Here is a 12559-nt window from a genome sequence, read left to right as displayed (position 1 = left end):
TCCGTTTATCGAAAAAATTGATGCCGGTAAAACCAATATTGTCAGCCTCAAAATGGCAAAACCTCTTGGACGAAACTGCCCACAATGCGGCAGTGAACTATTGCTTCGATCCGGACGATTCGGAGAATTTATTGCGTGCAGCGGCTTTCCGAAATGTAAATACACGGAGCAGACTGAAGAGAATCAAAAAGAGAATCTCGCAACTCCCGATGAGGTGAGTGAAGAGCTATGTGACAAATGCGGTAGCGCAATGGTGGTCAAAAACGGACGTAACGGGAAATTTTTGGCGTGCAGCGGCTATCCGAAATGTAAAAACACAAAAACGCTTGCGGAGCAGAAAACCTCTGAGATTCCGTGTCCTGAGTGTGGTGGAAAGCTTTTGTGGAGACAATCACGCCGTGGGGCATTTTGGGGATGTGAGCACTATCCGAAATGTAAATTTATCTCCAAATTTGAACCTTCGGATAAAAAATGTGAAGTTGAAGGGTGCGGCGGTGCATTGGCTCCTCGAACCTACCGTAATAAAGAAGTATATGAGTGTGTCAAATGTAAAGATCGTACACCGCGAGAGGAAAGTGGTGAATGAAAATCGGGTTACTTTCCGATACTCACTCCAAAAAAGGGCGTTCGCAAAAAGTAATTGATCATTTGGTTCAAGAAGGGGCTGAATTTTTAATTCATGCCGGAGATATTGTCAAACCTGAAGTTCTCGAACAGCTCAAAAATAGCGGCCTGCGTTATGTAGCCGTCTATGGAAATAATGATGCGGGATTGATCGAATACCATACGGAATACAACCTTGTCCAAGAACCCCATTATTTTAAACTCGGTGGTGCAAGCTTCAAATTGATGCATTTACCGTTTTACATGAACGGTGATGCCGAAGTGATCATTTTCGGGCATACACATGTATTTGAGTGCGATTTTAAAAATAGAACTCTCTTTATCAATCCGGGAGAAGCGTGTGCACGTGACAAACCTTTTTCAAGTTGTGCTATGTTGGAGATAACGGAAACCGAATTGAAAGTCACTCATTATTTACGTCCAGTAGGGAGTGAACATTTTGAAGAACGCCACTATACTTTTGAAAGAGCGTAATTTATGAAAAAAATTTTTCTTTGCTCTATCTGTAATATCAACAGCGGAACCTGTAATGAAGATTGCAAATTCTGCAGCCAAAGCGTCAAATATAAAGCCGATATTGAGCGCTATAAACAAAAGCCCATGAATCAAATTCTGGATGAAGCACGTCGGATGGAATCGCTGGGTGCTTTGGGGTTTTGTCTGGTTACCGCCCAAAAAGGGTTGGATGATAAAACACTCGATTTTGTCTGTAATGTTGCTTCTACTTTGAAACGGGAAGTTCCCCGTTTACGCCTGATCGCCTGTAACGGTACGGCATCATTGGAACAGCTGAATGAACTCAAATGCTCAGGGATAAGCGCCTACAACCACAACCTTGAAACAAGTCGAGCTTTTTATCCGTCAGTCTGCACTACCCATCCATGGGATGAGCGGTATGAGACATGTGAAAACGTTAACCGCTCGGGACTGAAACTTATCAGCGGCGGAATTTTTGGAATGGGCGAAACGCAAGAGGATCGCCTCAGTATGCTCCATTCGCTTAAAGGGCTGAATCCTGTCTCTGTACCCCTTAACTTTTATCACCATAATCCTGCATTGCCGCTAAACCCTAATCCGCTTAGCGTCGATGAATCATTGGATTTGATTACCCTTGCACGGAATATTTTGGATAAAAGTGATCGGATTATGATTGCCGGAGGGAGAGAGATCACCTTTCAAGAGCGTCAACATGAGATTTTTGAAGCGGGGGCGAACAGCATCGTTATCGGAGATTATCTCACGACATCAGGACGGGAAGCTCATACCGATTTAAAGATGCTTCAAGAACTCGGATTTGAAATTGCTATGACACCTGAGGATAAGTAAGTTATAATAACATCATCAAGAGTGTGAAAAGGGGTTAATATATGTCGCAATCCGTATTATTAACTATTGCGCGCGCCTCTATCGAAGAGGTATTGCAAGGGGATAACTCGATTAACCGCAGTGAGCTTCTTGAACAATATCCCATCCTTCGGGAGCCGATGGCGACACAAATAACCCTTTATCTCGGGAATAAAATTCGAGGCATCGCAAAAAGTAAAACGGTTGAGCGCTCATTATTAGAAGATATTATTTACAATGCAAAAATAGCTGCTTTTGAAGATGAAGATTTTGATCCTCTCGTCACCTCTGAATACCTTCACGCAACAATTCAACTCACTGTTTTCAGCCCTGATGGAGAATTAAGCCATCAAAGCGAACCTATCGTGAAAGAGTAATTTATAAAGATTTTATGTAATGGGCTATCGCATACCCATGATTAAGCCCTAATGCAATCGATCCACCCGATTCTTGAGTGATATCGCCTGCCACAAACAATCCCTCTACATTGGTTTGATAGTTTTCATCATGTACCGGCTTGCCATCCTCTTCACGAATACCGCTTCCCGATAAAAATCCGCTCGGTGTTGTCCCGCCGATTGCATACACAAGTCGATCAAACAATTCCGATTCCCCGTCACTGTATACAACTTTTACTTTCCCGCTTTCACTTTCAAGTTCTGTAATTTCTGTATTGAGCAAAGGGCGTATCGAACCGGCTCCAACCGCCTGAGCGATATCGGCTTGATTGGTCGGATTGGCACGGCGAAAGGTTCCTCGACGGTAGCAGATACTGACTTCGTTACGATCACATAACTCTACCGCATACTCGATGGCGGAGTCTCCGCCACCGACTACCATTATTTTTTCATTGGTTCCGCATCCATCAAGGGTAAAGTGGATTTGATTTTTGATAGAGGGGGGAATTTTGTAGTCGGGTTTATTTGGTTTTCCCATACGTCCGATAGTGACGACAACATATTTGGCACGAATAGATCCTCCGGCAATAAACACCTCAAATCCTTCGGTTGTTTTGACAATCTTTTGAACTTCGGTATGGGTTCGAAGCTCTAATGATTCATGATCGAGGAGTTGATCGAAAAAATCGAGCGTAGACTCTTTCGTTCCGTCCATAAAATAGATAGTGCCGTCAAGTTCGACTTTTTGCCCTTTCCAATCTTTATCGACCCGTTTGTTATCTTTATAAAACTTTCGAATAGTTGCATTGTGGTTTTCATCTTTTTCGAGCAAGATAATATCCCGCATCCCTACCGCATAGCTCTCTATCGCTGTCGCTATCCCGGCAGGACCTGCTCCTATAATGGCTAACTCATACAGATGTTCCATACATACTCCCTTTTAATCTTCCAATACTTTATCACAAAGAGCGATAAAATTCAATTTATGTTATACTTATCTAATGTACTATGTAATCCAACGACACCATGGCGATCCAAAAAAGCATTATCTTGCGTACACGGTACCACGATATATTAGTTCTGAGAATTCTCAGAATATTATTTTTGAATTTCGCCACAATGATACTGTCAAACGTAAATGGGCTCCCAAAGACGAGATTGTTCTTCTGACGGATGACGAGCAGCTTTTTCAAACGACACTACAGAAACTTGAAGGTCTTAAGCGCTCACATCTTGAGCGGATCGATGCCGCTGAAGCGCAACTTAACCAAGAGGTTTTTGCAATGCTTACGACGATGCAATCTGAATTTGAAACCATTAAAAAAAACAATTAAACTTTTTTAGCAATATTTAGAATACATTTCTAAGTTATAATTTTTGTATCCTCAAAGTCTTAAGGAGACGAATACCATGAAAAAATTAGTATTTTCCAGCTTACTTGCCGCAACACTGCTCGGCGCAAGCGATTACAACTATGAAGTAACGCCGGTGGTCGGCTATCTCTGGAACAGCACATCCGATGAAACCAATCCAAGTGCCATGGGTGGTGTGGATAATCATGCTGTTTATGGTGTGGAACTACAAATGAATAATGCTTGTGAAACTATCAAACCGGAGCTTTCCCTTTTATACGGGCGTGATCGTGCAATAGGTGAAGCGGATAAAACCGGTGTGTTGACAACGATGCTCAACGGTGTTTATGAAATGCCGACCGATACCATGATTACTCCGTTTGCGAAAGCAGGATTGGGGTACGAGTGGTACACGAACACGCATCCTAGCGATTATGATGGGATCCTTTTAGATGCGGGTCTCGGATTAAAAGCGGACATTACCAAACAAATTGCACTCAAACTTGAGGCACTTTATCTGTATAAAATGAACAATAACGGAGTTGACGGAAGCAACGGTGAAGTTCATAATGTTGCCGCACTTGCAGGATTGACATTTAGTTTTGACGAAAAAGCGGCTCCGGTAGTTGCTGCCGTTACCGCTCCGGTTGTCGCTGCGGTGGTTGCACCTGAACCGAAACCTGAGCCGAAACCGGTAGTTGTTCCTGCCCCTGTGGTACAACCTGCAAAAGCTGCTGCACCGATCGACAGCGACAAAGACGGTGTAATGGATGATAGCGATAAATGTCCAGGCACTCCTGCAGGATTTAAAGTGGATGCGGACGGGTGTCCGCTTAAAGCGACATTGCATTTGAATTTTGGTACAAATTCCAATAAAGTAGATGCGCAAGGGGCTGCAAAAGTTGCGGCATTTGCTGATTTTTTGAAAGCGAGTCCTGCATATAAAGCAACTATTATCGGTCATACCGATAGTACAGCATCGGATGCATACAATCAAAAACTCTCCGAGAAACGTGCGGAAAAAGTAAAATCTATGTTGATCGAGCAAGGTATTGAGGGTGATCGCTTAACTTCAAGTGGCGAAGGGGAAAAAATGCCGATAGCTTCTAACGCAACGAAGGCAGGACGTGCCGAAAACCGCCGTATCGAAGTGGATCTTTGTAAATAATAAAATCTCCCGCTCCTGCGTGAGAAACTAGTCCACTCTGTAACTTCCCGCTTTGCAGCCGTTTGGGCTGCTGGGCGGATTATCTCTCAAATAACATAAATCCTCATGCGCTTGTTTCAGTACCTTGCTCTCTCTCAACAACGGTAGCATCTTTTCATCTTTTTCACTCAGTGAGAGGGAATTATTGTAAAGCAGAGCTTTGACTTCGGCATCAACGGCAGCAAGTGCCGCTTCAATATGGGTAAGTGAAATCATAAAAACCTCTTTTTAATAGACAAGAGATTATAGCGATGAGGTTCTAAAACTAACTTTGCTCACATACTTTAAGATAATTCATCAGAATCGGTAATGATTGAGAAACGGTGATAACCGTTTTCGTAATCGTATATAAGTGAAAAACCGTGTTTACTCACAATTTTACTGACGATATTAAGCCCCAAACCGAACCCTTGAGTCGTGCGTGAACTTTCCTGACGGGTAAAAGGGGTGAGAAAATAGCCGAACTCTTTCTCTAGTGGGTCTCCATGATTCAAAACGCTGATGCGGTTCGAAGTGACTTCCAACGTTATAGGAAGTTGATCGGTGTACTTGAGGGCATTGTCGAGTAGATTTTTCAATGCCAGTGAAAGATACTGCAGATCCCCTTTAAGGATAAAGTTCTCTTTGATAGTCACGTTAATAGACGATTCGTCGCTAAGGCAAAGTTTTGAAAGGGCTTCCAATATGAGTGTTTCACTGCTGAAGCTCTCAGATTTCATAATGTCAGTTGCCTGCAGTTTTTCGATCTCGAGAAGTTCCCGAGTCAGTTGATCGAGTTCTTTAAAAGAGTGTTTTAAGATATCTCGCCCTTTGGAATCGTCGATCTCCTCTAGCGCAAACAATCCTCTGGCAATGGGGGTACGCAGTTCATGTCCGACATCGCGGAGTAACTCTTGGCGTGAAATGATCAGATTCTCGATCGTTTGGGCCATTTCATTATAGGTATGTGCCACTTCTCCTATCTCATCGTGCGTGTTTATAGTGCTGCGGCTTTCATACTCTCCCCGCGCAAATCGGCGCATACTTGTTGCGATAGAATTAAGAGGGGAGAGCATCCGTAAAATAATGATAAAAATAACCGCCAATACGACCATATCGGCAAGAACCAAAGCGTTAAGTATCCATCCCTCTTTTTGAGTCTCCTCTAATGTTGTATCACGCAAATAAAGATCTTCGTCAAAGTATCGGACATGGAGGATGTACTCTTCATTGAACGATTCGTATACCTCAAGAATACCGAACGTATGAGGTTGGCGCAGAATGATCCGTTTGGGGGAAGAGGGGGGTGTTTGAAGCAGATTTAACGTTTTAAGCTGATTATCAAGCTGGTCGGCTGAGGATGTTGCCATCCACGTAAATATTTTACGGGCATCCGTTTTGTATTTTTGGAGAATGATCGATTCGTACTTTTGGGTATTGATTGTGTCTATTTGATAGCCGATTCCCACCATCAGAAGGAGGCTGATACTGAATAAAAGGGTAATTTTCGTAAAGATAGACATAGATTATCCTGTAAATTTGTAGCCGATTCCCCACACCGATTTGATGTAACGGGGCTCTTTGGCATCATCCCCTATTTTTTGGCGGATATTGCTGATATGCATATCGATGGTACGGTGTTTGGTTTCATCCCCGAGTCCTAAAGAGCTTATAATCTGATCACGGGAGAGATTTTTACCCCGATTTTTGATCAAGAGTAAAAAGATATCGAATTCAATCCGTGTTAAATCGATCGGATACCCCTCCATAAGTATCGAATGATTGGCTTCATCGATCGCGAAGTCGGAGACGACAAGTTCATTTTTACGTCCATAGCGGCGGAGTATCGCTTCTAAGCGGAGGACAAGTTCGCGGGGTTCATACGGTTTGTCAAGATAATCATCGGCACCCAAATCGTAGCCATAGATTTTATTTCCGATGTCGGTACGGGCAGAGGAGATGATGATCGGTATATCGAGTTGGCTTTTAATCTTTTTGGCGACATCAAATCCGTCCATCCCCGGCAGCATCAGATCAAGAACGACGATGTCAAAAGGCTCGCGGCGCTCCAGCAAAGCTTCAAGAGCCTTTTTCGGATCGGCATACCCGACTGCCTCAAATCCGTACAAATCCAAAAAAGAGACAATTAACTCTTGCAACGAGAGATCATCTTCAATCAACAGGACTTTTTTACTCAATGTCCCACTCCTCAATATGTCGAATAAAACGCCGTTTCTGCTCAGGGGTCAAAATCGTATGGAGGCGGGAAAACAATCGTATTCGAATCTCTATTGAGCCACGTGCCATCTCCATGTTTTTGGCGCGAAATGTTTTTTCATCGAATATCGGATCCAGAAGCAAGAGATTCGATTCTTTTTCTATTTGCTCATTTTGGCGGTGAAAGCGGCGGTAGTCGTGTTGATACTCTTTCATAGCCGATTCCACCGCTTTGTGTTGCTGCGGTGAGAGCTTCAAATCATGCAGATCCATCGGAAAACGGTGGTTGTCATCATCGGCGTAGGCATGGGTGAGAGCTAACATCATCGCTAGTATTAAAAAAATATAGGATTTCATCCGTTCCCTCCGCTCGGTAGGATTTTAATGGCACTGTCTTCAATACGCCCCTCCTCTACATCGGAGTGACAGGCTTTACAGTTCGCGCGGCTTTTAACCTTATCGCTTTTAAAAATCTCTTCCGATATATGCTTATGTCTTTTTTTCCAAAACGGTGTTTGGGTAATTGCTATCATATCGCGTTTTTCGAGTGATTGCATCATTTTGAGTGACATCTCCTGCGTGGAGGTTTCTGCCGAATGTGTTAAGAGATACTCGCGTATGGATTGCTCATCAACGGGATCTAGCGAAGCATCATCGCCAAAATGGTTCGATAAATCCCCCATCAATCTATTCCATCCCTCTTTCGCTAAGAGAGTCGGAGGATAAAGGGTATGGCATGAACCGCATTCATTGACGAAAACAGGGTTGATTTTTGCGTAATCAACCTTTTCATTGTACCCCGCGATAATAGGGTTATTCGGAGCACTAAGGGCATAGATGAGAAGTACAATAGCACCGCCGATACCGATAAGGGCGATGATTTTTTGGAACCATGATAAAGCGGCACTTTCCCCTTCCATATTTTTATGTCCGTCGATTATAGAGTTGAGGGTGCGATCCTCTTTGTGCAAGAGTTGATCAATCAACACTCCTCCCACGTGTGCCGCAATCAAAACCCATAAGAGATTGACAAAAAACTCATGAATCTCTTCAACTATCTCCATGTCTTGAAAAAATCCTGTATGCAACGATGCGAGTAGCCCTCTGTTTTCCGCTATGCCATAGGCAAGGATACCGCTGAGTACGGCAAAAACTACCGTAGAGAGCATCGCAACCATAACGAAGCTTGCCGCCGGATTGTGTCCTATATAGCGGCGTGATGGGTTTAAAAGGGATAAAAGATACTCTTTTAATGCATCAATAGAGAAATGAAAATCACCGAAACGGGAATATCTTGGTCCTATAATCCCCCAAACAATCCGAAAGAGAACCAATGCACCCACGGCACTCCCGATCGCAGCGTGAATATTTAACCACCGATCTTCTTCGGTGCTGATCCAACTGGCTATAATCAATACGACAAACAGCCAGTGAAACAGCCGTGTAGGAAGTGTCCAGACATATACTCGTTTCATCATATACTCCTATTTTATTCCCAACTGCCATAATTGGGAATACGGATTTCGCGCTCACGATAGCTGCCACTCGCAGATTTTGTATGGCATGCCGAACAGTTGGCAAAACTTTTGACTTCTGCTTGAGTTACCATTTTTTTAGGTATTTCACGGTGTTCTTGTTTAAAATTAGGTGTCTCCGAAATGCGTATAGCGATTTCTCCTCCCATTCCGGTCATACGATCGTATTTGGATGCATGCGTTGCCAAATAATTCTGAATTGTTTTATGCTCAGCCGGATCAAGTGTTGCATCGGTTCCGAAATGGTTGTTCAACGATTTCATTGTTTTATCCCAAGAGCTTTTAGGCAAAAACTCAGGCTGATACGCAAAATGGCAGGCACCGCACTCTTTTTGATATAGCGCAACGGTTGTTTTCTCTTGTTTTGTCATCGGCTTCGCTATAAAGTTCGAAGCATGGCGTTCATGCTCTTCATGTTCATCATCATCGGCATAAAGAAATGCTCCGCCAGCCAAAATAAGTGCTGCTACTGATAGGTTTAACAGTGTTTTCATTGTAGATCCTTTGTCTTAATTTTTCATGATATAGGTGAGAACGTCGCCTTTTTCTTGCGCACTTCCCTCGCGGGCATACACATCCATAAAATTGCGTTTCAGCCACTTTTTAACCTCTTTGGCGCTGGTAAGCCGTTGCGGATTTGCACGAGGCGAGAGGGGATCGATCACTTTTCCGGTGAGGGTGTTTTTTCCTGAGCTGGAAAGATTGGTAGAATGGCAGCTGGTACACGCCATCGGTTTGCCTTGTTTTCCGGTATGGGTAGAGGTAAAAATCTCTTTTCCTCTCGCCGCGTCAAATCCATCGAAAGAGCTGTTTTCGACTTTTGCCGTTTTGGAAAGTTCGTTCATATACTGAACCACTTCGGGTGAAGCCGCCATAAGCGATGTCGAGAAGAGTAATGCCAATGCTAGGTATTTCATAACCTGCCTCCTAAACTTTTGATGTTCAAATATTAGGACAAAGGTGTCAATCGCTCACGGTGACTCTCTTGACACTTTCTTGACACGTTTAGGAGGGAGTAAGAGGAGATTAAAACAAACTGGGCTGGAGAGTTTTGAGTTTAAAGCTTTTACGATGGATTTCACAATGCCCGTATTGGCGTATCGCTTCGATATGGGAGGCACTTCCATATCCTTTGTGTCCTTCAAAACCGTATTGCGGATAGAGGGGGGAAAGTTCTACCATTTCACGATCCCGCGTTACTTTGGCCAATATCGATGCGGCACTTACTTCAGGAATGGTCGCGTCAGCTTTTACCATAGTCCGCAGACCGCTCACGCCGAATTTAGAATTACCATCATAGAGATAATCGGCTTCCCCTATGGCAGCCATGATCTCACGCAACCCTGCCGCCAAACATGCCGATAGCCCCAGTTCATCAATCTGTGCCGCAGTAAAGCGGGCAATATGATAAGTAGAGTTTTCCCGAATGAGTTCAAAGAGTGCTTCGCGCTTTTTCTCGCTGAGTTTTTTAGAGTCGTTCAATCCGTCAATCGACGTATGTAAAATTACCCCAGCAATAGTAAGAGGCCCTGCCAAAGGACCGCGACCCGCTTCATCGATTCCGCATAACACCATTTCAATGTACCTGTTTCTTTAGTATAATGGCATATTAGCATAGAATCAAAAAGGATCATCATGAAAAAAATATTACTTGCATTGTGTGCCGGAAGCGTTATGGCATCGGCAGCGACGTTACTCGGGTTTGGGATCGAAGCCGATTACTACTCCCCCGAAGCGAAAGGGGATTTTCGTTATACCGATAACGGCGTTACGAGTGCAACTCACTTTAACGGAGATGACGACAGTCAGTATCAAGTAGGGTTATATTTGGAACATCCGGTTCCGATGCTTCCGAATCTTCGAGCCGACTTTACCCCAGAGACATCGTTTAGCGGTACCGATAGCATCGCCGGAACGAATACGGTTAAATTTTCTCAAATCGACACAACCCTCTATTATGAGCTTTTGGATAATGTCGTTGATTTGGACATCGGATTAACCGGTAAGTATGTTAAAGGGGATGTGAGCGGAACGGTCAATCAAAGTTTTGATGTCATCCTTCCGATGGTCTATATGGCTGCCGGAGTGAAAATTCCTGCAATGCCGGTTCGTTTGGACGCGGATCTCAAATACGTCGGATACAGCGGCAACTCGGTCAGTGATATGCGTATAAAAGCGGCTTGGAACGTATTCGCGGGTCTCGAAGCGGTGGCAGGGTATCGCTATGAATCCCTTAAGTTAGACGAAAATGACATCTATTCTACCCTCAAAATCCAAGGTCCGTTTATCGGGGTAGGGTATCGCTTCTAACTATCATCCCCTAACGCCCATCTCTCAAACGGAATCATCTCAATCCGTGAGATCGGGTGCGAGAGGGCACTCTCAAGATTCATCGTTACGGCAATAACTTCACGGACACGATTGGATACGATAAATCCTTCCAATGCTTCTACTTTTTTAAATAATGCGTGCTCATTGGCAAACGGTGACGCGATGATGATTTGTCCCCTCTGCGGGAGATAAAAATCAATCCCCTCATCATAGTAACATTCGACGTGGTGCTTATCGAGTTCCAAAAATACGAGGTTTTCAAAAATACGACCGAAATGTTTTTGGAGGGTAAGGGCGTGCTTGATTGCGATATCGCACAAATAGAGTTTTTTGACGGCACTGGGGTGGTTAAATTTACTCAAGCTTTTAAGATATCCGCGATCAAACAGTGATTGCAAATGGAGGTAGAGTTTATCTTTGGATATTTTTCTCTCCCCTTTAAGACGTTCATACAGATTAAAGGCTGAAACTTTTTGTGTTACCATTTTCGAGGCTTGTGAGAGGATTGAAAATTCAATCGGCTCCAATGCGCGGCTCATGGTGCTTTGAAGATAAAGCACCCGATCTTCGCTGGGGATGCGGTGCATGGCAGGAAATCCTCCCAGCTGGAAAAAATGGTTAAGTGCCGTACTATCAAATTTACTCTCAAACGCTAAAAACTCTTCATAATCGAGTAATTCCAGATGAATCATCTGATAAGGGAGTTCCAGTGAGGTTTCGCTTGAGAGGATGATTTGATCGATTTCTATTAGAGCAATCTCTTCATAATAGTTATCCAGTGCAAGTATCGATATTTTATTATCACGGCAAAATTGGCTCAACGTGCCGTTTAACTCAGTGATATCGATCCGCATGTCACGGCAGTCGATATAAAGATAGGTTGATTTTTTGTGAGATAGGAGATAATTTTTAATCAGCGCACTCTTTCCTGACTGGGTAATTCCATAAATCAGGGTATTTTCATCGTCGATTGAGTGCTTGCGTTCAATAAATCCGACATTGTGCAAATCGTACCGATAGTATTCATCTAATAAAGCGTTCATACCTAAAATCATACCCTAAAAAATAGTGCATCCTTATTAAAAGGAAGCAAATTTAATACTATTAGCATTTTTTACCCCTAAAAACCTTGACCCGAGGGGGATATGTGAGTATAATTTCGCCGCCTTATATAGTTCAGACTAGATCTGACGAGTTCTTTTATCTAAGGAAAACATTATGGAAAAAATTCGTTTAAAACTTAGAGCGTACGATCATCGTGTACTTGATCGTTCAGTTGCCTCTATCGTTGAAGCTGTAAAGCGAACGGGTGCGGAAATTCGCGGCCCAATCCCTTTGCCAACCAAGATTCGTAAATATACGGTTCTTAAGTCTCCGCACGTCAATAAAGACTCACGCGAGCAATTTGAGATTCGTATGCACGCACGTTTGATCGACATCGTGTCGGCTACGCCAGATACAGTTGATTCTTTGATGAAGCTTGACTTGGCTCCGGAAGTGGACGTAGAAGTTCGCTCTATGGACAAGTAAGGAGTAGGGTGTGGAATACATTGTAGAAAAGATCGGCATGAG

At 43.5% G+C, this 12559-nt stretch carries 18 protein-coding genes; 8 read left to right on the top strand and 10 right to left on the bottom strand.

Annotated features, from left to right (window positions below):
• The 4 genes from A2517_RS00505 to A2517_RS00490 form a co-directional block, all read left to right on the top strand.
• Positions 1-586 (top strand): topoisomerase DNA-binding C4 zinc finger domain-containing protein (locus A2517_RS00505; protein WP_294893407.1); only part of this gene is annotated, 586 nt, incomplete at its 5' end.
• Positions 583-1098 (top strand): metallophosphoesterase, encoded by a 516-nt coding sequence (locus A2517_RS00500; RefSeq protein WP_294893406.1) that lies wholly within the window; start codon positions 583-585, stop codon positions 1096-1098. The genes A2517_RS00505 and A2517_RS00500, both read left to right, overlap by 4 nt.
• Before the next feature lie 3 nt (positions 1099-1101).
• Positions 1102-1950, top strand: coding sequence for a biotin synthase (locus tag A2517_RS00495; RefSeq protein ID WP_294893405.1), 849 nt, complete (start codon positions 1102-1104; stop codon positions 1948-1950).
• 41 nt (positions 1951-1991) lie between these two features.
• Complete coding sequence (locus A2517_RS00490; RefSeq protein ID WP_294893404.1) at positions 1992-2345, top strand: AMMECR1 domain-containing protein; 354 nt, start codon at positions 1992-1994, stop codon at positions 2343-2345.
• A 1-nt stretch (position 2346) separates the two neighbouring features.
• Here A2517_RS00490 and A2517_RS00485 read toward each other — a convergent pair whose 3' ends face one another.
• Entirely contained in the window at positions 2347-3294 is a 948-nt protein-coding gene (locus tag A2517_RS00485; protein ID WP_294893403.1) for an NAD(P)-binding domain-containing protein, read from the bottom strand.
• Positions 3295-3367: 73 nt separating this feature from the next.
• On the opposite strand from A2517_RS00485, the gene A2517_RS00480 reads away from it, so the two are divergent.
• A complete protein-coding gene (locus A2517_RS00480) occupies positions 3368-3700 on the top strand; it encodes a hypothetical protein (RefSeq protein WP_294893402.1) in 333 nt (110 codons plus the stop codon).
• 76 nt (positions 3701-3776) lie between these two features.
• Positions 3777-4886 carry an OmpA family protein gene (locus tag A2517_RS00475; RefSeq protein WP_294893401.1) on the top strand — a complete coding sequence of 370 codons (1110 nt, stop codon included), beginning with the start codon at positions 3777-3779 and terminating at the stop codon, positions 4884-4886.
• A gap of 27 nt (positions 4887-4913) precedes the next feature.
• Here the strand turns inward: A2517_RS00475 and A2517_RS00470 are convergent, their stop codons facing one another.
• From A2517_RS00470 to A2517_RS00435, 8 genes are all read right to left on the bottom strand, one after another.
• The gene (locus A2517_RS00470) at positions 4914-5141 is read right to left on the bottom strand and encodes a hypothetical protein (RefSeq protein ID WP_294893399.1); all 228 of its coding nucleotides are present in this window, start codon (positions 5139-5141) and stop codon (positions 4914-4916) included.
• A gap of 68 nt (positions 5142-5209) precedes the next feature.
• Positions 5210-6427 carry an ArsS family sensor histidine kinase gene (locus A2517_RS00465; protein WP_294893398.1) on the bottom strand — a complete coding sequence of 406 codons (1218 nt, stop codon included), beginning with the start codon at positions 6425-6427 and terminating at the stop codon, positions 5210-5212.
• A gap of 3 nt (positions 6428-6430) precedes the next feature.
• Positions 6431-7102, bottom strand: a complete 672-nt coding sequence (locus A2517_RS00460) for a response regulator transcription factor (protein ID WP_294893396.1) — start codon at positions 7100-7102, stop codon at positions 6431-6433.
• A complete protein-coding gene (locus A2517_RS00455; protein WP_294893394.1) occupies positions 7095-7478 on the bottom strand; it encodes a periplasmic heavy metal sensor in 384 nt (127 codons plus the stop codon). Before A2517_RS00455 ends, A2517_RS00460 begins: the two co-directional genes overlap by 8 nt.
• The gene (locus tag A2517_RS00450) at positions 7475-8596 is read right to left on the bottom strand and encodes a cytochrome b/b6 domain-containing protein (protein WP_294893392.1); all 1122 of its coding nucleotides are present in this window, start codon (positions 8594-8596) and stop codon (positions 7475-7477) included. The genes A2517_RS00455 and A2517_RS00450 overlap by 4 nt, the downstream gene beginning before the upstream one ends.
• A 14-nt stretch (positions 8597-8610) precedes the next feature.
• Entirely contained in the window at positions 8611-9150 is a 540-nt protein-coding gene (locus A2517_RS00445) for a diheme cytochrome c (RefSeq protein ID WP_294893390.1), read from the bottom strand.
• A gap of 15 nt (positions 9151-9165) precedes the next feature.
• A complete protein-coding gene (locus A2517_RS00440) occupies positions 9166-9573 on the bottom strand; it encodes a DUF1924 domain-containing protein (RefSeq protein ID WP_294893388.1) in 408 nt (135 codons plus the stop codon).
• A 109-nt stretch (positions 9574-9682) separates the two neighbouring features.
• Positions 9683-10231: a ribonuclease HII gene (locus A2517_RS00435; protein WP_294893386.1), complete on the bottom strand. Its 549-nt coding sequence runs from the start codon at positions 10229-10231 to the stop codon at positions 9683-9685.
• A 60-nt stretch (positions 10232-10291) separates the two neighbouring features.
• On the opposite strand from A2517_RS00435, the gene A2517_RS00430 reads away from it, so the two are divergent.
• Positions 10292-10966: a TIGR04219 family outer membrane beta-barrel protein gene (locus A2517_RS00430; RefSeq protein ID WP_294893385.1), complete on the top strand. Its 675-nt coding sequence runs from the start codon at positions 10292-10294 to the stop codon at positions 10964-10966.
• Here the strand turns inward: A2517_RS00430 and A2517_RS00425 are convergent.
• Positions 10963-12030 carry an ATP-binding protein gene (locus A2517_RS00425; protein WP_294893384.1) on the bottom strand — a complete coding sequence of 356 codons (1068 nt, stop codon included), beginning with the start codon at positions 12028-12030 and terminating at the stop codon, positions 10963-10965. The two genes, A2517_RS00430 and A2517_RS00425, sit on opposite strands and share 4 nt — an antisense overlap.
• A gap of 175 nt (positions 12031-12205) precedes the next feature.
• On the opposite strand from A2517_RS00425, the gene rpsJ reads away from it, so the two are divergent.
• Positions 12206-12517, top strand: coding sequence for a 30S ribosomal protein S10 (rpsJ, locus tag A2517_RS00420; RefSeq protein ID WP_013459053.1), 312 nt, complete (start codon positions 12206-12208; stop codon positions 12515-12517).
• Positions 12518-12559 lie beyond the last annotated feature (42 nt).

It is taken from the genome of Sulfuricurvum sp. RIFOXYD12_FULL_44_77, assembly GCF_001830725.1.
GTDB classification, from domain to species: domain Bacteria; phylum Campylobacterota; class Campylobacteria; order Campylobacterales; family Sulfurimonadaceae; genus Sulfuricurvum; species Sulfuricurvum kujiense_A.
The sequence above is the reverse complement of the archived record's forward strand: the minus strand, read 5'-3'. Positions and strand labels throughout refer to the sequence as shown.